This is a genomic window from Chryseobacterium sp. NFX27 (assembly GCF_049887855.1).
Lineage (GTDB): Bacteria > Bacteroidota > Bacteroidia > Flavobacteriales > Weeksellaceae > Chryseobacterium.
In genome coordinates, this window is the sequence record NZ_JAGEKK010000006.1 from 19,145 (window position 1) to 41,554 (window position 22,410).

Here is a 22,410-nt window from a genome sequence, read left to right on the forward strand (position 1 = left end):
GTTATTTATTGATGATTGAATTAATGGTAACTACAGATTGGTTGACCTGCTGAATGGATTCTAAATACTTCAACTGAATATTGGTGGCGGTCTGCAGAGCAAAAAGATATTCTACATACGATATTTCTCCTGTTTTATAGCCTAACTGAGCTGCTTTAACAATTTTTTCCGCGTTCGGGATGGCCTGACTTACATAATATTCATACTGCTGTAGGTCCTGCTCATACTGTGCAAAAGCATTTTCGAGCTGTGCCGAAAGCTGATTTTGCTTCATCTTTGCATTGGTTTCAGCGGCCAGTTTTTCATACTCCATAGACTGCATTCTTGCTTTTGTTGCTCCAAACGTCAACGGAATAGCAACACCTACAGAGAAAGAATTGAAACGGTCTCCTGCATTATAAAATTTCTCCTGTCCGTTTTTGGTATGAAAACCTATCAGCGACTGGCTCGTCAGGCCAAGGCTGAATTCAGGAAGTCCCTGTGATTTCTCCACATTTTTATTCTTTTCAGCGATCTCCATTTCATTATAGAAAGCTTTTACCGTAGGATTATTAGCGACAGATGAACTGTCAAGGATATTTTCTGTTCTCAAAGGCCCGTAATCACTTTTGAGCGGCACTTCAAAATCTTCGGAAGTATTCAATAATGTTTTTAAATTTTTATAAGCATTGTCTAAATACACCTCATTCTGTTTCAGCAGCAGACTGATCTCTCCTTTCTGGGTTTCTGCTGTATTAATCTCAATCTTTTTGATATCTCCGGCTTTAAATCTTACCGTTGCAATTCTGATAAAATCCTGGTAAAGGCTGTCAAGATCTTTCAGCTTAAATTTATTATACTGAAGATATTCAATCTGATAATAATATGTTCTTACCTGTTTAGTCAGTTCATTCGTCGAAACTTCTTTATCGATCTGCCGGCTTTTTATGTTTTCAGTGATCAATTCTCTCTTTGCCTTAAACAGCGTGGGGAAAGGAATGCTCTGCGAAATGGCAAACGACTGGTCGAATTTCGGACTGTTATACTGTCCAAGCTGGGCTTCAAAATTCAATTTGGGAAGTTCTTTTGCTGTTCCTTTTAATGCTTCTACAGATTTTATATTGAAATCTTTTGATTTTAAAATCAAATTATTTTCGGCAGCCATTTCTACTGCCTGATCTACGGAAAGCTGTCTGGTCTGCGCTTTGAACGTCTGTCCGAACATGAGAAAACCAATAACAATAACGGTCGTGATTGGCTTAATTGTATTCATCTTTCGTGGAATCTTTGAATTAAAAATAATATAGAGCATCGGCAGAACAAATAAGGTTAAGAATGTAGCGGTTACCAATCCTCCGATGACTACGGTTGCCAAAGGTTTCTGTACCTCAGCTCCCGCTCCTGTAGAAATCGCCATCGGCAGAAATCCCAATGAAGCTACCGTTGCGGTCATCAGAACGGGTCTTAATCTGGTTTTTGTTCCTTCATATACTCTTTTCAGTACATCCGTCTCGCCATCTTTTTCCAGTTGGTTAAAGGTTCCGATCAAAACAATCCCGTTAAGAACTGCGACTCCAAAAAGAGCGATGAATCCGATTCCGGCACTGATACTGAAAGGCATGTCTCTTAAAAGAAGGGCAAATACACCTCCGATAGCACTCATCGGAATCGCTGTAAAGATCAATGCAGCCTGCTTAAATGAGTGGAAAGTGAAATACAGCAGCATGAAAATGAGAAACAGGGAAACCGGAACAGCAATCATGAGACGCTTGCTGGCTTCCTGCAGATTTTCAAACTGACCACCATAGGTAAAATAATATCCGGAAGGCAGCCTGATCTGCTGATCCAGTTTGACCTGAATATCTTTTACTACACTTTGTACATCACGATCTTTTACATTAAAACCGATCACAATCCTTCTTTTCCCTTCTTCACGGCTGATCTGTGCCGGTCCCAGTTTATAGCTGACATTGGCTACCTGGGAAAGCGGAATCTGCGTTCCTGTACCTGTTGCAATCATTAAATTATTCACATCATCGATATTGGTCCTGTGAAGACTGTCGAGCCGGACTACAAGGTCGAAACGTCTTTCGTTTTCAAAAACCTGACCGGCTGCTTTTCCTGCAAAGGCGGTACTTACGGCGTTGTTTACGTCTTCTATATTTAACCCGTAGTTGGCCATTCTCGTTCTGTCGTATTCTACATTGATTTGGGGAAGTCCGCTTATTCTTTCAATCTGGGGAGGCGTTGCACCGTCAACGGTCTGAATGATCTTTCCTACTTTATCTGCATAAATAGACAGAGAATCCAGATTTTCACCGAAAATCTTAACGGCAACATCCTGTCTTATCCCCGTCATCAGTTCATTAAAACGCATCTGAATCGGCTGGTTCTTTTCAAAAAAAACACCGGGAATGGTTTCTAGTTTTTCGCTGATCTCATCGGCCAGTTCTGTATAGGATTTTTTTGATTTCCATTCTTTTTGTGGTTTTAAAACAACAATCAAATCAGTGGCTTCAGGAGGCATAGGATCGGTAGGGACCTCCGCGGAACCGGTTTTCCCGACGACCATTTTTACCTCATCGAACTGTTTGATAATTCGTGAAGCCTGCATGGAGGTCTCAATACTCTGACTGAGTGAGCTTCCCTGCGGCAGGATACAGTGAAATGCATAATCTCCTTCCTGCAGCTGGGGAATAAATTCGCCACCCATATTTTTGAAAATAAAAGCGCTGATGACAAAAATAAAAATCGTGGCTGACACAATGATGTATTTAACTTTAACCGCTTTCCGCAGCATGGGCTGATAAATCTTCTGCAGGAAGTTCATCATCTTATCAGAAAAAGTTTCTTTATGTGAAATCTTTTTAGACAGGAACAAAGCACTCATCATTGGAATATAGGTCAGTGAAAGGATCAATGCTCCTAAAATGGCAAATCCCACTGTTTTGGCCATTGGCGTAAACATTTTCCCTTCTACTCCGGCCAATGTAAGGATCGGTATATAAACGATAAGGATAATAATTTCCCCGAAAGCGGCACTACTTCTGATCTTGGATGCAGAAAGGAAAACCTCCTCGTCCATTTCACTTTGGGTAAGATTTCTTACGGATTTCCTTAAGCCTAAATGATGTAAAGTGGCTTCAACAATGATCACAGCACCATCTACAATCAATCCGAAATCTATGGCTCCAAGGCTCATTAAATTGGCACTGACTCCAAAAACATTCATCATTCCCAACGCAAAAAGGAGTGACAATGGAATGGCAGAAGCCACAATAAGTCCTGCCCTAAGATTTCCAAGGAAAACCACCAGAACGAAAATAACGATCAGAGCACCTTCAATAAGATTTTTTTCTACGGTATTGATCGCTCTTCCAACGAGGTCTGTTCTGTCTAAGAATGGCTCTATCACCACATCATCGGGAAGAGATTTCTGAATGGTTGGAATTTTAGCTTTAATACGACTGACAACTTCGTTGCTGTTGGCTCCTTTCAGCATCATGACGACACCTCCTACGGCATCTACTTTTCCGTTGTAGGTCAATGCTCCGTAACGCACAGCGCTTCCAAGACGCACATCTGCAACATCTTTTATAAAAATCGGAACGCTTCCGGTTTCATTTTTAACCGAAATATTTTTAATGTCCTCCAGTGAGGTCACAAAACCGATTCCCCGGATAAAATAGGCATTCGGTTTTTTGTCTATATAGGCTCCGCCGGTATTCTGGTTATTCTTTTCCAGGGCTGTAAAAATATCGGTAATGCTTACCCCCATTGCTTTCAAACGGTCTGGATTCACACCGACTTCATATTGTTTTAATTCTCCGCCGAAACTGTTGATTTCCGCAACACCCGGTGTTCCGTTCAGCTGTCTTCGGACAATCCAGTCCTGCATGGTACGGAGTTCTTTGGCAGAATATTTCTTTTCGCTGCCTTTTTTAGGATGGAGAATATACTGATAAACCTCCCCCAGTCCGGTACTTACAGGCGCAAGCTCGGGAGTCCCCACTCCCTTGGGGATTTCTTCAACAGCCAGCTTCAGCTGTTCATTGATCAGCTGTCTGGCAAAATAAACATCTACATTTTCTTTGAACACTACAGTAATTACGGAAAGTCCGAACCTTGAAATACTTCTGGTTTCCTGGATATCCGGAACATTGGCAATACTCTGCTCTATAGGAAAGGTAACCAGCTGCTCTACTTCCTGGCCTGCCAGTGTAGGGCATGCGGTGATGATCTGTACCTGATTGTTGGTAATATCAGGCACCGCATCTATAGGCAGTTTTGTTGCACTCCACACTCCCCAGATAATAAGAAGCAGGGTCATGATACCAACAACTACCTTGTTTTTGATACTGAATTTTATAATTTTATCTAACACGATCTGTATTTAATTTTTTATTGGTAATAAGTGCATACGGCATTACTGCCGTTGCAAAAATATCACGAAGACCTCTGCAATAGTATTGCAAAGTTCAATAGATAGAAAGCGTAACTTTCTAATAATCAATAAAAATTAAATCTTAGGAGGCTGCCAGATATGATCATACATCTGGTATGCGAAATTGTTTTTCTGAAAAAGAATTTTCTTTGAAAAGTAAGCCTGAACATGGCTCTGAACTTCAAATAAAGGATCCATTTTGAAAGAAGACACCGTCATCTGACAACAACTGCAAGTACACAGCGGTGAACAGATATCTCCCTTATCTTTTGAATGAGAATCCTGGATATTAAATGACAGCTTAATTTCTGTCGATCCTGAAGGACGGTGCACATCTTCGCAGGGCATCAGTGATAATGCCATGAAATAGAATGCAAGTATCCATCTCAACAGGTTCATGTGGACAAAGGTAAAGCTTTTTTCTAAAACGGGAGGCTGATGGGAGTATTTAATGATTTCAGGAAACAAATTACTGACAATCAATGCTCATAATCAACATTCATTTATTTCTGTTTTGATTAATATTTTTTTATAAAGTTGAAATTTATATTTAAATTATACTCTCAATTTTCTCTTTAAACATCATATATCCTATTTAAATGATTTATATTATTAATTCTCTGTTTTTAATGCATATATTATTTACTTTTGCTAAAAAACACAGCTTCTTTACTAAAAACCCATAGCCTTAAGTCAGAGTCTATTAATATTTACATTAATCTACGATATCTAACTGTAATTCTATTAACCATATCACTACAAAATCGATGGAGGAATTATGATGGAATTTTAGTAACGAGGAAACATAGCTAAATTTATTAAAACGACTTTAATATTCAAAACAGATGAAAATTAAATTATTATCATTAGCCCTATTGGCCTCGTCTTTTACTTTTGCACAGTTGTACACTCCAACCGGTACGTTGCAAACCTCCTCAACTAATTATATTGGTATTGGAACCCATGCACCTGAAGCGAGTCTTGATATTAATGCAAACAGCAGTATTCCTATCATCAGAGGTAATGGGACCTATATCCCGACAGGACTGAGATTTATTGATGATTCATATACACAATCCGGTCAGGTAAAGGAATGGAGTATATGGAAAGGAAATACATGGGCAAAAGGGTTGGGATTCATGAGATATGATGCAGTCAACCGTTGTGCAGGAGGAATTTGTGATGTACCTTTATTCTTAGCAGACGATGGCAATATAGGTATAAATACAAGTTCACCTCAGGAAAAACTTGCCATTTATGGGAAACATTTCACCTCTACAATCCTATTACATGCAGACAATGATGGTAATGCTCCTGCTGATTTAATGATTTGGGCTTCTGAACCGGGATTAACGTATTCCGGAGTAGGTATTGGGAATAATATAAAAAACTATTTGAATGGGGCAAATATGGAAAGAATAAACCCTTCAAAAGGGGGATCATATATTCGATTGCTGGATAATGAAATTAATTTTAATCTAGTATCCAGTGCAGGGCACAAGCAACAGACTCTAACTTTGCATTCCAACGGCAATGCATCACTACAAGGTAAATTTGAAGCCAAAGAAATAAAAGTAACTCTTACACCTACAGCTGATTTTGTTTTTGATGAGAAGTATAATCTTCCAAAATTAGAAGATGTAGAGAAACATATCAAAGAGAAGAAACATCTTCCTGAAATTGCTTCAGCAAAAGTAATGGAAAAAGAGGGCGTAAATCTGGGTGAATTTCAAATTAAATTACTTCAAAAAATAGAAGAGCTTACCTTATACTCAATCGAGCAAAGTAAACAAATAAAATCACAATCAGAACAAATTAGTTTGCTTAAGGAAGAAAACAAAGCCTTAAAAATACAATCTCAAAAGCTGGAAAAATTTGAAAAACAACTGGAAAAACTTCTTTCTGAAAAAAAATAAACACATGAAAAAAAAATTACTTTCTTTCTTCTCCCTGATGATAGGATTTTTAGGATTTGCACAAACTGAGGTCTATTTCAAATATGACGAAGCCGGAAACCAAAGATACCGAGGACCTAATGTTGCAGGAAAAACAGCTCCCACTGAAACAGCAAAACAGGAGACTAAAACAGTAGCTGCCCTGCAACAGCAAGAAGCTCCTGCCATGGATGAAAAAACTTTCCTGAAACAAATAAGACTATATCCTGTACCCGTTAATGACTTTCTTACTATCGACTGGACCGAAGAAGCAGACGATCTTATAGAATCCGTTTCATTATACCAGCACAGTACGGTACACTGGAAATTCCAGCAACAGAATATTCCGGGATTGAACCGTCAGCTGAAGATTAATATGACGGGTTATGACTGGGGTGTTTATATTCTACGCTTTACGCTGAAAGACGGAAGAGTCTTTAGCAGAAATGTTACCAAACGATAGACTATTTTCTGATTCGTTATTTATCAATTTATTAATTCAAAGAAAAAGAATATGAAAATTTTCTATTCATTCATCATATCCTGTCTCTCAATATTAGGATATTCACAAACTATACTATATCAAGCTGAAAACACCTCGCGAACGGTCCAGGATCCGCAGGCCGTTGTTCTAGCACAAGGATTTCACGCAACATCAAATGTATCCAATCCTTTTGTTGCTAAGATAGGTCCTGGTACGGGAAATTCAGGAGGAGGGCCAATTGATTCAGGAGCTGGCGCGGGTAACCCAACCGGAACGACAGAAACAACAGATAATAAATTTCATGACACTAAAGGAAATATTGAAGTAACTGGAGCAGGGCAGCTGCAATTTACCCTGCCGATTAATCTGCTTCAGGGTGTGAAAAATGTTTCTCCCAATATGAGCTTAATCTATCTGAGTAATTCCGGAAATGGAATTGCTGGTTTTGGATGGGCTTTATCAGGCGTTACTACGATCTCAAGAAGTAGTAAAAATATTGAAAAAGATGGAGAGTTAACCAATGTAAAATTAGATTATTCAGACTATTATAGTTTTAACGGACAGAGATTGATTTTAAAATCAGGAGAATATGGAAAAGATGGTGCAGAATATGTAACTGAAAAGTATTCAAATATCAAAATAAAATCAGTTGGGGCGATCACAGGACAGGCATGGCAAGGTCCCGAATACTGGGAAGTGACTTTTGAAGATGGCTCGCAGGCTTGGTATGGTGGTACTACTTTGGGAGTAAGTTTAGCCAGAACCCCCGTAGAATACAATATTGTTAAATGGAGAGATGCTCAGGGCAATTATATTGTGTATAACTATATACAGACTGCATCTAAAAACGTAGCTTCAGTTTCCAGCATTAAATGGGGAGGAAACGAAGTATTAAATACTCCTGTAATCAATGAAGTCACATTTAATTATATGCCTAGAACTCTGTCTGAGCAATATTATGTTGGTGGAGTTTCATTGATTCAGGACAGGATATTGGATAATGTTGTTGTTAAAACGAACAACAATTCCTATAAAAAATATACTATTGAGTATAGCAACAATGGTACAAGCTACCAGTTTGTCAATAAAATTACGGAATACAATGCTGAGGAAGCAGCTGCTAATCCTATAGCATTCGAGTACCCCCAGCCAGTTCCTTCTTCGGTAGACTTGGATTATTTACCCAATAGTGATCCATTTAGTGGTGTAAAGCTGACAGGAGACCTCAACGGGGATTCCTATATCGATTTTGTTATGTCAAATGGTACTGTGAAATTGGGAGCATTTAATAATGACACTTTTACGACCATTACCACCAATAAATATTTTGAAACTAATGCAAAAGTAGTGGGTACATTACTGGACGAAGAAGGACAAATCTATAATGGGAACGGGATTGTACAACATGAAGAAGGTAAAATTGTAGGTTATATCTTCAGAAATAACATTTTTGTCAAAGTATTTGAAAAATTAGTATATGATGAATCCGACTGTGTAACAGGTAATGAACCTCCACCTGCGGGTTGTCGCACGGAGGTTTCCTCATTGAATGAAGGTGATATTAATGGTGATGGTATCTCGGATATTTTTTTGACTTTAAAAAAAAGAGTTTGTGAATGGATACCAGATCCTGCTTGTAGTAATATTACTCCAAATGAAACTACGAATCGTCCTGATCCGTGTACCGTTCTCAGATGTTCCACATATGATGTAGGGAACTTTATTGTGGATTTAAAAAATCAGAATAATCCAGTCGCTACTTATACAATTGATGCAGGAATTACTGAAAGCACTCTTTATAACCAGCAATATATGGATATAGATGGAGACGGAAAGGTGGAGGTCATCAATGTCTCCAATAATGATTACAAAGTATTTGAATTTGTAAAAACGGCTCCGAATCAATATCTCAAAAAGATTAGGTTTACAAGCAGTTTAGTTGAAACCAAAGATCCGGAGTTTCCTGTATTATTTGGTGATTTTAATGGTGACGGTAAATTAGACTTTACCATTCCTGTAACAGATACAGCTATTGGTAAACCAGATAACTGGAGATTCTATATAGGAACGGGAACAGGATTCAATAACTTTCTTAAAATAGAATTTTTCTCTTATAGAAAACGTCAGACAGAGACTACCAGTAATTATAATAAATTTGCAAAACAGTATTTCTTTTCCATCGCTGATATGAATAAGGATGGTAAATCTGATGTGATTCAGGTTTTCTCCTATAATCAGGTTAATCCTTACAGTGCGCAAGGATACAGAGATTTTGGATACGTTATAAGTACGAAACTGGCTAATGGTACAGCTTCTGACGGTACGCTGAATTTCCAACCCATACCATCCTTTGTAAGTCCCACTTATGGGGTGCAGGATATACAGGATTTAACATTATTCACACCATTAACAAACCCAATAAATGCAAACAATAACTATTATAATGTATTTCTATATTGGAAGGAGCATCTGCATAGAATAAAAGCACCTACACCACTTTCAGAGTTGGCAAGGATTAAATCTATTAACCAGGGAAATGGGAGCATTATAACAGGAATTAATTACGCGGAAGCGGTTTCTAATGGAACTAATATTTATAAGAAAGTTAAGAAAGAGCTTTATCCTTATTTTTCATTAGAAAGAGTGGATCAGACATTCGTTGTTTCTCAACTTCAGCAGGTAGGCAGAAAGCAGGATTTCCGATACAGAGGAATGACAGGGCATTTGCAAGGAAGAGGAAGTATTGGGTATCACCAAATGGCTCGATCTTCATGGTATGCAGATGGTTTTGAAAACACGAAAATATGGGGCGGTGTTGAAATTGATGCTCAAAAATTCGGTCAACCGGTGAAAGAATGGTCAATCAGAACTAACGACGAAAATCTCATCTTCCCGACAGATATTTCTGTTAATAATACTCAGCTGTTATCATTTAAGCAAAGTAATTATTCTATTCAACAATTGCCTAACAAAGTTGATGTAATTCTTCCTGAAACCACTATTGAGAAAGATTTTTTAAAAAACATTACTTTAACGAAATCGGTAACTTATAATAATTATTATTTACCAGCTTCAACCCAGCTTAATGTCAATAATAATTTTTCAACGATAAATATCACTTTTGATTACATTCATAATCCATCAGGAATTGGATCAGATTATTACATTGGTCGCCCGAAATCTAAAACCGCTGTAAATCAAGCCTATGGTGATACTAAATCTGCTAAAGAGGAATATATTTTTGAAAGTAACCTTTTAAAAACGCTTAAAACATGGAACAGAGATAATACAGAATACTTACAAGAAACCTATAATTATGATGGTTTTGGAAATATCACTCAAAAAGTTATCAGTAACAGTGTAGATTCTCAAACCCAAACCAGTATATCTAAATACGAATCTACAGGAAGGTTTGTTGAAAAGAATACGGATAATCTCGGATTAGCGATTAGCTACACATACAATGATAAAGGACAAATTCTTACCCAGACCGATCCTTTGGACAATAAGCTCACAAACACATATGATGCTTGGGGCAAATTAATGAAATCCAAAACCAATCTGGAAGGAACAACAACATATCAATATGAAAAAGATAGCCAATCAAATATAACTATTACTCAATATGATCCTGATGGCGATGTCTCAAAAAAATACACCAACAAATTAGGACAGAATTATAAAACATCTACAAAAGCATTTGGACAGGGGCAATTTGTAGCTCAGGAAACCCAATATGATGTTTTAGGCAGGAAAACAAAAGAGAGTGAACCTTATTTTGAAGGTGGAAATATAAGCCTATGGAACGTCATCGCCTACAATGATACTTTTTATCCCGCTAAGATCACAGCAACTGCATTAGCAACATTAAATAATGCCGGAGAAATATCTTCATTCTTGGGCAAGCAAATAGAAACTGTTGCTTCTGGAAATACCATCTCTGTAACAGAAGTTAACGGATATGCAAGAACAAATAGTAAAACTACTGATGCTTTAAATAATGTTATCTCCAGTACAGATAAGGGAGGAACTATCAATTTCTCTTATAATGCTGCGGGTGAACAAATAAAGGCACAATACGCTGAAAATATAGTTACTACTAAATATGATTCCTGGGGAAGAAAATCAGAATTCAATGACCCGTCTAACGGGTTGTATAAATATGAATATGATCCTTTTGGACAATCTAAAAAAATCATCAGCCCGAAAGGAACTAAACAATACACTTACAATAATTTAGGTCAGCTTATTTCGCATACAGAAATCTCCACAACAGATGGCGGACAGGCAACTAATAAGATAATTTCCTATTCTTATGATAACAACGGTAGGGTAGTTTCAAAAGCCGGAACCTCCAAAGGAAAATCTTATAGCTCAAATGTTGCCTATGATCCGCAGGGAAGATTATTATCTTCGTCTGAAAGCAGTAAGGGGAAATATTTTATACGAAAAGGTATTACGTATGATGACAAAGGCAGAGTGATTTCTTACGAAAAACAGTTATATTCTTCTGGTATTTTGACTAAAGTACAGCTAGAAAATGTATATAGTGCCTGGAATGGAGAACTTTATCAGGTAAAAGATAAAAACTCAGGGAAAGTTTTATGGGAACTTAAAGAGACCAATGTTAAAGGTCAGGTTGTAAGAGCCAAATTAGGAGCATCAGATATTAATAATACATACAATGATGCAACTGGTTTCTTAACAGAAATCAAACATATTTCTCCTGTACAAAGTATTCTAAATATCCAGTATACTTTCAATGCTGTAAAAAATGAATTGAATCTTAGAAAAACATTAGGGGATTTCAATATTATTGAATCCTTTAATTATGATGATAATAATAGATTAATTAGCTGGACAAATCCTAAAACGGGACAGCTTTCGAAAAATACGTATGACATTAAAGGTAGAATTCTGGAAAATGATCAGGTAGGAACGATGAAGTATGAAAATCCTGCCAAGATCTATCAACCGACCGGAATGACCCTGAATGCCGTAGGAACTCAGAATTACAATAATGACCTGATCCAAAGCATAGCCTACAACGAGAATAACGACCCTGTTTTCATTGATGGCGAGAAAGGAGATGTAGCTTTTCAGTACGGATTGACTAGCATGAGGCAAAAAGTAAGCTATGGAGGAAATTTTGATCCTGATGAGGAAGGTAAATTTACTAAGTTCTACAGTGAAGACGGAAGTTTTGAAATCGTAAAAGACAATACAACAGGTAAAGAAAAGCACGTTCTTTATATTGGCGGGAGCCCATATGAAAGCAGTATAATTTATCTTAAAAATTATAATGAAACAGCTGGTTCTTACAAATTCTTACATAAAGATTATATCGGAAGTATTCTAGCCATTAGTGATGAAGCCGGAAATAGGCTGGAGCGAAGACATTTTGATGCCTGGGGGAATTTCACTCATCTACAAATAGGAAATGGAGCCATTATTACCGATAAAAATATAATTGATACTACTTCGTTATTAATAGAAAGAGGATACACAAGCCATGAGCATTTTGCAGAAGTAGGCATTATCCCTATGAATGGAAGATTGTATGATCCGTTACTGAGAAGATTCCTAAATGCTGACGAAAACATACAAGATCCTACAAATACCCAGAATTACAATAAATATGGGTATGTGATGAATAATCCGATGATGTTTAATGACCCCAGTGGGGAATCTTTGGTAGGTTGGCTAGCTGCTGGATTTATTATAGCTCCACTACCATCTTTCTTGCTTATACCAGCTTTATATGGAGCAGCTATTGCAGGAGGAACATATATCATAAAATCTCTAGTTACTGGGAATTGGTCTTGGGGTGGTTTTGCTAAAAGTTTGCTGATAGGAGCGGTCACAGGAGCGGCAACGGGAGGATTGACTGGTGGAATGTCCGCCAGTGGCTTTCAGGGGGCTGTCATTGTTGGTAGTATGAATGGGGCTATTGCGGGTGGAATAGACGCATTATTCAATGGGCAAAATTTCTTTACAGGCATGTATAGAGGTGCTGTAATGGGTGCTGCGATTGCTGGTATTGGTTATACTATTAATTATTTTGCTAGCGGAAGTTATAAAACTAAATATTTTTCTAGAGGCAATATTAATAATAGTGATGGTTTCACTTATGATCCATCTGTAAGTAAAGAAACAATGCAGCAAGATATAAATACCATGAGATCTGATAATTTCACAAAAGAAGAAACTCAACAGTTTGGAGTAGGAAAAGATTTAATAGGAACAGAAAATGTAGATTCGGGAGGCTATCTAAACCCGGGTAATGGGCAACAGTATGCTTACACTCTACCAAAGGATTTTATAACAGGAAATTCAGATATTATTTATTCACCTATTGCTGCTCAAAATAAATCTCTTCTTGCTATAAGTATGACACATGAAACTGGACATGCATATTTCGCTTTATTAGGTTTGAAAAGTCAAGCTATAGATACTAATAAATATAGAATAGGATTCTCTGAATTAGATAATACGGAACACTTTGCAATATATAAATTGGAAATTTTTACTACTACTAAAAATAGTATGCCCATGCTTAACAGATTAAATGAGGTCAGAATAAACAGATTTTTGGGTGTGTTGGGAGAAATGCAGCAAAAGCTTATTAATGATACTTATAACAAAATTTTACCTGTTTTTAATCGCGTTTTAAAATATTAAGTAATATGAAAAAATACATTTTATACAACATAATTTTATTCCCATTATTTTTTGGTTGTCAAACGGTTCAGACTAAACCAGATTACAATTTTAAGTATCATGAATTTTCCTATGACAACTCAAAAGTTGTTTGGGAAATAATGTATGACAGTAAAACGGGAGTGTATGAAGAAAAAGTACTAGAGAAGCTTGATGATAAGGACTTTTCTGTAGACAAAATTTCTGTTTTTTTAAAGCAGGAAGATTTAAAAAAAATCTATGATATGTATCTTTCTTTACAACAAATTAATCCAAATGATTGTATATATTCTAATAATGGAGAACTTGTTTTTAAATCAACATTAAGATTTTATGCTAATAAATCTAAATCAGATGATCTAAAGTGTAATATAACAATAGAAAATAAAAAATATTCAAATTTATGGGGAGAAATTTTTCAAAAAATAAAAGCTTCAGATTCTTATAGAAATGCATATCCAGAGGAGTTTATTGGAAGATAAAAATTTGATAAATTAATATTGGGATTCTGGGGCAGTTTGCCCAAAGTTTACTTTAGGAGCCGTCATTGGAGTGGCAACAGGAGGATTAACGGAGGGATTTCGCCAGTGGCTTTAACAGTACAATAATAATTGGAGTATGAATGGAGCAGTTTTACGGCTTGTACAAAGGTGCTGTAATGGAGAGCAGCTATGGGTGCTATTACTTATACTATTAATTATTTAGTAAACTATGTTGGGATGCAAAATGAATTTAAATATTATAATGGAGAAGATATTGAAGATGGAAATAAATCTTTGGAATATTCAAGCAATACCCTAAAGGAAATGAGGAAAAGTGCTGAATTTGATTCTAAAGCAATGGAAACATACAGTGTACGGAAAGATATCGTAGGGTCAAAATATTACTCTCAAACATCAGATGGCTTTTTCGATACTGCCGACGAAAAAGCTTATGCATATACGACAAGGCCGATTTTTTTTACAATGAAGTCTGAATATTCATTATGCAAGGGCATCATTTGCTTCAAGAGAATTACTTTTTGCAACTATGGTTCATGAAACTGGACATTCATACGCAATGTATGCTGGAAATAGTTTTATAAAGTATTTGCATGACAAAAAATTATTCACTAATGGATACAATTCTTCCGTAAGTACATTGGGTCATGCTGTAATTTTTGATTTGGAAAACTACCTTTCTGCAATTAATAAATTTTCAGCTAATCAAGCTATTGGTTTAGATAACTCGTTTATATTAAACGCTGTAAATAATAATAATAATATAACAGGTAATAACACTAAAGATTTCAATATATTAAGAAATTTTTTATTGCCTGTATTTAATGAAATGATAATAATTATCCTTATTACAACTTTGCTTCTATTTTCATGCTCAGAGAAACCCAAACAGAAATATGAACAATGTGATATTTTTTTAAAAAATTTTGAAATAAATGAAAATAATAATTTAAAGATTAACAATAATTACAATGAAAACAAATTAAAATTTTCGTTGTATAATATATCAAGTGACACAGTAAAATTTATACCACCTAAAATAGTATTCGGTATTATAGAGGATAAAACCAATAGTGAGAATGATATTGTTGTAAAGCCATATATTCCACAAATTAGTATAAAAAAAGTAATTTTTTATATTAAAGATGAATTGAACAATATTAAATTAATCAGTATAGATTCTTCAATACAGAGGGATGAAGATTGGAAAGTAGTTTCTTTACCACCTAAAGAAAAATTTGTAAAAGAATTATTTTTAGATTGCAAAATATCTGATGCTGGAACTTATAAAGTTTATTATTTGGAAGATAGCAGGCTTAAAAATAAAACAACACAAAAGATAAAATATCCTACTGATATAATTTTACAAATAAAAAAATAATTCAAGAGGTTTAGCAATAGAATGGCTAATAGTAGCTTTAATGGCTATCAAGCAGTATGAATGGAGCTATTGCAGGAGGAATAGATGCAGTATTTAATGGACAGAATTTCTTTACAGGGATGTATAGAGGAGCTATTTTTGGTGCTGCCACTGCTGGGATTGTAAGTGACATTAGTTGGGTAGTCAACAGATTAAGTAATTCATACCAATATAGAATTAACGAAATGTTGGTAAGTGATGACAATACATTACAGGGAGGTACTAAAGCTGATTTTTCCTATGATACAGTGAAAAAAGTAGATAGATTACATTATAAAAATTAATTTATAAGAGGTCCTTACAAAATTGTCGATGAGACAAGTAATTTAAACCAATCTTTACGAGAAAACGGCTATACCTTCGATAATAATTCTGCTTATTAGATGGTCCTCGAGGAAAAGCTTGGGGCGTCACAGAAAGTCTTACCCATAAAGGAAAACTAGTGTGGCAAAGAATATATCTTCCTGAAGGAACGTTTGTAAGTTTAGAACAATTAGATCTAACGATGGGACATGAGATTTTTCATTCTATTTTAAATAATGCTAGACTTTTTAATGAATTTAGAACTTTATGGAATCAGAGTACTGTAAGTGTTCATGAATATTATACTTCAAGGTGGGAACAGGAATATATCATCTTCAGGGGCTGGGGGAAACTTAATTTAAATATGGGGGCATTTAATACAGCAATTAGTACATTTAAAGATTTAGAACCATTAATGAGTAAAACCAATATTCAATAATTATTTAAAAAGTACACTGAAATGATAAATAACATGTTTCTTTCAATAGGTATTATGTTTCTTTTTTCTTGTAAAGAAAAACACAAAAACACATTTAATTTAGAGTATATAAAAGATAATCATTACATATATCTTCAGATAGAAAATAGCACAAAGCAAGACATTATATTTTTAGTACCCAATTGTTTGGAGTTTGGAGATGAAAATTATAAAAGTTTTTCTACACGAGGAAGTAGAGAAGAGGATTATCCTATAAATGTCTATGCAATAATAAAACCTCAACAGTCTTCAGTAGTATATCAGAGAAAACTAGATAGTATCCATAATGCTTATCTAACTGAAATTGGAAATGGTGATTTTATAGGAGATAAAAGACCAGGAGATGGAAATTCAGTTTTTTATTTAAAAAGTAAAACAAAAATAAAAATTAAGTATGATTTAGTTATTAAATCAATGATGGTAATGTTTAAACAAAGCTATTCATCAAAATTTAAACAAAACTATTATCCTTATGATAAAGTGCTAAAAGGAAATTATCCAGAAGGAGAATATTTACGAAGATTTTCAAAGTTCAATTTTGGTAAAGCAAAGTTTGTAGCCCAGCCTGTAATAGAAGATAGTTTAATTCTAAGATTATCTGAAAAAGATGTTACTGACTAAGCAGTTGACTTCCTTTATTAAAGGACTTTTACAAAAAATCCATAAAAACTATGTTAAGCAACTAAGAATAGATATCGCTTCATATTATTCTGATATTTTGAGGAGAATGATCTTATGGAAAGATCTGGATAGACTTATAAAAATTGAACGTTTTTTGCAAAATGAGAAGATTGATACTTATAAATTATAAGAGTTTATATTTAATGATTTTTGGGAAAAATAAAAAATCGTTAAGTATTGATGAAATTCAACCACCTTTTAAGCAATAAAGTAGGAAAGAAAGTTTTATTTTATTGCTCTCTTTTAATCATATAAAAACTTATCATTTTACTTTTCACTATCGGCAAATGGAGCATAGTTATAACAAATGAAAAACTACACAATATCAAATTTAAGATTTTTGCTAGTAACTGTTATCTGCTTTTTTTTAGGGTGTAAAAACCCAGAACATAACAGCATGAATAGACAGCAATCAAATACATCTGTTGAAAAAAAATTCATTCCAAAGTATGGGAAACTATACTTTGATTATGATCAAATAGATTATTACCATATCAATATAGGGGAAAATTCAATCATGGCTTTAGATACTATTCCGAATCGCTCAAAAAAAGATCAGTTAAAACTCGACATACTTATTAACAAAACTCCCAAGGATATAAATGATACGGAATTTATAAAAAGTCTGGATAAACTTGGGTTCAAAAAATCAGTAATAAAAGCTCAAAACTTTAAAAAGATCAATGAGATATTTATTGAGAAGACTGTAAGTGAGAATATTGAATATGCCTGTATTCCTATTTATCGGGATATTTTGATTTTCAAAAAACAAAAAAAAGTTATTGGGATGGCAAAAATATGTTTTGACTGTCATCAAAAGGATATAGTCGGAACGAATGCAAATACAGAAAATTTTGGGCAGGACGGTGACTACCCGAAACTCCTTCAAATTCTTAATACCAATCAGCTTAATAGAAAAGCCGTAATGTTCAAACATTACGGCTTAAAAAAAAATCAAATCTAAATAAACTACAAATTCGGATTATTCTCAATCTCCTTCTGCGGAATACTGAACAAATAATACTTACTGTTCGGCACAAAAGCAGACTGGTCAGGGAAATTAAAGACTGAGTGCCCTCTCCCATTTACTGTTTTTACCGTTCCGTCCGGAGTCGTGATCTGTACTTTTACAGGCTGGCCGTTGGCATCTACAAATGGTTTTCGCACCACTGTCCCCTGTGTTCTGATGATATCTGAAAGTGAGAATCCTTCCCCGAAAAGTTCTTTTCTTCTTTCGATCAGTATTTCTTTTATGACATCATTCTGAGCAAGAGAACCTGTATATGGCTTGGCATTTCTCGCGGTTTTTAATTGGTTTAAAGCAGTAACAGCATTCGTAATATTTCCGTTTCTGGCTTCAGCCTCAGCTTCGATCAGGTACATTTCTGCCGCTCTCATCAATACAATATCTGCGATAAGTCCAGTTTTAAATTTAAACTTGGAATATCTCAAAAGACCTTCCCTGCCCGGCAGACCATCCCACTGAAAAAGCTGATACCTGATATCATTCGTGTCAAACAGGTCTTTGAAAAACGGATCTGCCATAAAGCTGTAGTAATAACTTCCCGAAGAAGACACATCAAGGTAATGGAAGGCATAGCTTGCTCCGGACTGCTCCTGAGTCTGCCCATGTCCCCAGATCCATTCAGCGTTGCTGATGTCATTGAATCCTTCTTTATACTTTTCGGCTGCCATTAGCGGATAATCTGCTTTGGCTATTTTTGCCGCCGCTGCTGCTTTACTCCATTCTCCGGTGTTCAGATAAGTTCTTGCCAAAAGTCCGTTTACTACGGCTTTGTTGATCTTATCTTTATTATTTCTCGTATAATTGGTCAGAAGATTATCTGCTTCCGTAAGATCGCTTTTGATCAGGGTATAAATTTCCTCCAGGCTTGCTTTTTTCTTTGGAACAGAAGTAATTGTTGATGGCTCCGTATAAATCGGGGCTGTAAGAGCTGTTTTATCTTTGAGATAGCTGAACTGGTAAAAGCTCGCCAGATTCAGATAACAGAAAGCACGCAATGCTTTGGCCTGTCCTTTTACCTGATCTTTTTTCGCCTGGCTCCCTTCTGTCTGGTCAATACGGGTAATCACATTATTCATATTATTTATGGTTGAATATAATGTTGACCATATAAACTGAGGCCTTGAAATCGTATTGTTGACCATCTCGGTAAAAGCATATGCTGACGGGAAACCGTATTTATTCGTTAGGATCGCCGCATCACTTCCCATAGCATCGCTGGCTCTCAACACTGTTGAATAGCCTATATTTGCATAGGTTGGTCCGTCATCATGAAATTTCGCCCAAGCTCCATTAATTACTGTTTCTGCACTTTCTGCCGTTTTAAAAACCTCTGCACCGTTAGCCTGATCTGTAGGAGCTGTTTCCAGCTCATTTTCACAGCTTGTCAGCGACCATACCGCAATCAGGGCAAAAGATATATATTTTAATTTTTTCATTGTTTCAATTTTAAAGAGTTAAAGAGTTGCCTGAAGACCGAAAGTTATCGTTCTCATGGCTGGATACCTGTAATAAGTAGTCCCGTCCAATGCCTGTTCCGGATCCATTCCTTTATGTTTGTAGAAAGTCAGGAGGTTTTCTGCCTGAACATAAATTCTAAACTTTTTCAGACCCAGCTTTTCAAAATAATCCGAAGGAAGCGTATATCCAAGACTCACATTTTTAAGCCTTGCATACGTCCCGGAATATAAAAATCTTGTAGACGTTGAGTTCCAGTTATTTGTTGTAGTGCTTAAAGCCGGAACATCTGTATTCGGGTTTTCCGGAGTCCATCGGTTTAACATTTCTGCACTCCAGGCGCGTCCTCCCGAACTTCCGTTAGACATCAATGAGGTATAATCCGTATCAAGGATCTTTCCACCAACGCTGAATGTCAACAGTCCCGATAGATCAAAGTTTTTATAGGCAAGACTTGTGGTAATCCCTCCCGTTACTTTAGGCAGGGCAGATCCTTGTACTGTTTTGGTAGCTTTTGCATACTCGGAAGTTGTTCCGTCTACTGTATTTCCATTCGCATCCTGGTAGATATATCTCCATAAAGGCTTTCCATTGGAAGGATCAACGCCCATCCATTCAGGAATAAAGAAATCATAAATTGAACCGCCTACTTCAAGACGCTTGGTTCCTGTTATTACAGATCCTTTAGGAAGTTTTGTAATCTTATTGCTTAAAGTACTCAGGTTGACATCCACATTCCACTGGAAATTATCATTCTTAATGGGGGTTGTGAACAATGAGAATTCAAAGCCTGTATTCTGTATCGTCCCGACATTAAACGGAAAATCACTGATTCCAAGGGATGGGGCAACCGGCATATTAAACAGAAGGTCCTGGCTTTTTCGTTTAAAATATTCTACATTACCTTTCACCCTGTTATTAAGAATGGCAAACTCAAGGCCTACATTTAAATTAAGATTGGTTTCCCATTTCACATCATTGGTCTGTACTTTTTCAAGAACAGTTCCCGGTTCACCAAGATTATTATAGAATTTATACAATTCCTGATAAGCATAATAAAGTGAAGATCCGTTGGGCCTTCTTAATTTATCATTCCCCTGGCCGCCATAACTCGCCCTTAATGTAAGCTGATTAAAGACATTTAAATCTTTAATGAAATTTTCATTTGAAACCTTCCATGAACCTCCTACTGACCAGAATTTCCCCCATCGGTTATCGGCAAAGAATCTTGAAGATCCGTCCGCCCTTCCAGATACTGACAGAAAGTACGTATTTTTAAAATCATATTCCGCTCTACCCAGGAAACTCAACAAAGAAAATTTGTCGCTGTTTCCACTGAAGCTTCCTAACAATGCAGCTGCATCAGGCTCGTAATAGTAAGGAAGAGAAAACTGGCTTCTGGAACCGGATATCGTCTGGTAATCATATTTATAAAATTCCTGCCCTGCTAAAACATTCAGATGATGTTTTCCGAATTTCTTGTCAAAAGTCAGAATATTACTGGTTGTATAGGAAAGCGTCCTGCTGTTTGATCTCGTTACAGAACCGCCAATCTCACTTCCTTCTCCAACAAGCGGATTGGAATAGTAATGACCGTTATAATTCAAAAGATCAACTGAAAAGCTGGTTTTAAATTTTAATTCCGGTAGGAAAGTAAAATCTAAAAATCCTTTTCCCGAGAAGTTGTCTTCTTTATTTTCATTCTTGTCTAAAGGAAGCGTTGCCGCAGCATTTTGATTCTGCAATGCACTTGTAGGCCTGTATTTTCCAAAATCATAAACTCTATTTCCCTCTGCATTCAGAACATAACTTCCGTCCGCATTTCTTTCATAATATGGATAAAATGACGGAATTACCCTGGCTGCATTAATGATATTATCGGCTCTTGAATCTGAAGATGGCGGTGCATTCTGGATACTGTTGGTATAACTTAAATTCACACCTGCATTCAGCCATTTCTTAACCTCGGAGTTGATCTTCAACCTGGTCGCAAATTTTTGAAAACCAGACTCTATGGCAATTCCCTTATCATCAAGATACCCTAATGAAAAGAAATAATTGCTTTTTTCGCTGCCTCCGCTGATATCAAAATCAACCTGACTTCTGGAGGCTGTCCTTTGAAGAATATCCCGCCAGTCATCATTCCATAAAGCTTTTGCTCCCGGCAGAAGCTTTCCGTCTGTTCCTACAGGATTTGGGAATCCGGTTCCATAAGGATTTATTCCCAGAGCATTCACCAGATTATTGCTTGCCATTTGTCCGGCCTGTTCAGAAGATATCTGTCCGGATTTGTATCCGTTTCTCAACGCTTCCCAATACAGCTGGAAATATTCATCGGTACTTACCTGTTTATAATCTTTTACGGCTCTGCTGGAAAATCCCTGACTGATGTTAAAATTTACTCTCGATTCTCCTTTTTTACCGGATTTCGTTGTAATGATAATAATCCCGTTAGCTCCTCTTGAACCGTATAATGAGCTGGCTGTAGCATCTTTCAGAACACTGATGGATTCTATATCATTCGGACTGATGGAGTTGATATTCCCGTCAAACGGAATCCCGTCTACCACATAAAGAGGATCACTGGAAGCACTGATAGACCCCACTCCCCTTATTCTTACGGAAGCCGTTGAACCAGGCTGTCCGGAAGCGCTTACCGCCTGAACTCCAGGAACCTGCCCTTCCAGAGCTTTTGTAATATTGGTAACGGGCCTGTTATTGATTTTATCACTGGAAATGGTGGCTACTGAACCGGTATAACTTGTCCTTTTTGCCTTACCATAAGCAATTACAACCACTTCATCGATTTCCTTTTCGTTGATCGTATCTTTTTTCGGTTTTACTTCCTGTGCATTTGTACTGATAATTCCTAAGAAAAATACAGCAACCGGGGGAATCCAAATTTTAGAGTTAATTAAATTTCTACTAATCATAATCAATTTTATTTATCATATATTAAAAATTAACCCTTTGCAGAAAAGTCAGCAAAGGGCATCGATAAATACG

Annotated in this window: 14 protein-coding genes; 10 read left to right on the forward strand and 4 right to left on the reverse strand. The window is 36.1% G+C overall.

Going from position 1 to position 22,410, the window contains the following annotated elements:
* Position 1: 1 nt before the first annotated feature.
* A complete protein-coding gene (locus J4Q03_RS08290) occupies positions 2–4,363 on the reverse strand; it encodes a CusA/CzcA family heavy metal efflux RND transporter (protein WP_426047723.1) in 4,362 nt (1,453 codons plus the stop codon).
* Between the two features lie 135 nt (positions 4,364–4,498).
* The gene (locus J4Q03_RS08295) at positions 4,499–4,822 is read right to left on the reverse strand and encodes a DUF6660 family protein (RefSeq protein WP_426047724.1); all 324 of its coding nucleotides are present in this window, start codon (positions 4,820–4,822) and stop codon (positions 4,499–4,501) included.
* 446 nt (positions 4,823–5,268) lie between these two features.
* On the opposite strand from J4Q03_RS08295, the gene J4Q03_RS08300 reads away from it, so the two are divergent.
* The 10 genes from J4Q03_RS08300 (at position 5,269) to J4Q03_RS08345 (ending at position 17,886) form a co-directional block, all read left to right on the forward strand.
* Positions 5,269–6,339 (forward strand): hypothetical protein, encoded by a 1,071-nt coding sequence (locus tag J4Q03_RS08300; RefSeq protein WP_426047725.1) that lies wholly within the window; start codon positions 5,269–5,271, stop codon positions 6,337–6,339.
* Positions 6,340–6,343: 4 nt separating this feature from the next.
* Positions 6,344–6,820, forward strand: coding sequence for a hypothetical protein (locus J4Q03_RS08305; RefSeq protein WP_426047726.1), 477 nt, complete (start codon positions 6,344–6,346; stop codon positions 6,818–6,820).
* Between the two features lie 51 nt (positions 6,821–6,871).
* Positions 6,872–13,522: an RHS repeat-associated core domain-containing protein gene (locus J4Q03_RS08310; RefSeq protein ID WP_426047727.1), complete on the forward strand. Its 6,651-nt coding sequence runs from the start codon at positions 6,872–6,874 to the stop codon at positions 13,520–13,522.
* A 5-nt stretch (positions 13,523–13,527) separates the two neighbouring features.
* Positions 13,528–14,022, forward strand: coding sequence for a hypothetical protein (locus J4Q03_RS08315; RefSeq protein WP_426047728.1), 495 nt, complete (start codon positions 13,528–13,530; stop codon positions 14,020–14,022).
* Between the two features lie 237 nt (positions 14,023–14,259).
* A complete protein-coding gene (locus tag J4Q03_RS08320; protein ID WP_426047729.1) occupies positions 14,260–14,580 on the forward strand; it encodes a hypothetical protein in 321 nt (106 codons plus the stop codon).
* The gene (locus tag J4Q03_RS08325) at positions 14,570–15,421 is read left to right on the forward strand and encodes a hypothetical protein (protein ID WP_426047730.1); all 852 of its coding nucleotides are present in this window, start codon (positions 14,570–14,572) and stop codon (positions 15,419–15,421) included. Before J4Q03_RS08320 ends, J4Q03_RS08325 begins: the two co-directional genes overlap by 11 nt.
* A gap of 56 nt (positions 15,422–15,477) precedes the next feature.
* Positions 15,478–15,744, forward strand: a complete 267-nt coding sequence (locus tag J4Q03_RS08330) for a hypothetical protein (protein WP_426047731.1) — start codon at positions 15,478–15,480, stop codon at positions 15,742–15,744.
* Between the two features lie 158 nt (positions 15,745–15,902).
* Positions 15,903–16,202 (forward strand): hypothetical protein, encoded by a 300-nt coding sequence (locus tag J4Q03_RS08335; protein WP_426047732.1) that lies wholly within the window; start codon positions 15,903–15,905, stop codon positions 16,200–16,202.
* Between the two features lie 21 nt (positions 16,203–16,223).
* Positions 16,224–16,862, forward strand: a complete 639-nt coding sequence (locus J4Q03_RS08340; protein ID WP_426047733.1) for a hypothetical protein — start codon at positions 16,224–16,226, stop codon at positions 16,860–16,862.
* Between the two features lie 367 nt (positions 16,863–17,229).
* The gene (locus J4Q03_RS08345; protein WP_426047734.1) at positions 17,230–17,886 is read left to right on the forward strand and encodes a hypothetical protein; all 657 of its coding nucleotides are present in this window, start codon (positions 17,230–17,232) and stop codon (positions 17,884–17,886) included.
* Positions 17,887–17,891: 5 nt separating this feature from the next.
* Here the strand turns inward: J4Q03_RS08345 and J4Q03_RS08350 are convergent, their stop codons facing one another.
* Positions 17,892–19,385, reverse strand: coding sequence for a RagB/SusD family nutrient uptake outer membrane protein (locus J4Q03_RS08350; protein WP_426047735.1), 1,494 nt, complete (start codon positions 19,383–19,385; stop codon positions 17,892–17,894).
* 18 nt (positions 19,386–19,403) lie between these two features.
* Complete coding sequence (locus tag J4Q03_RS08355) at positions 19,404–22,337, reverse strand: SusC/RagA family TonB-linked outer membrane protein (protein WP_426047736.1); 2,934 nt, start codon at positions 22,335–22,337, stop codon at positions 19,404–19,406.
* Positions 22,338–22,410: the final 73 nt, after the last annotated feature.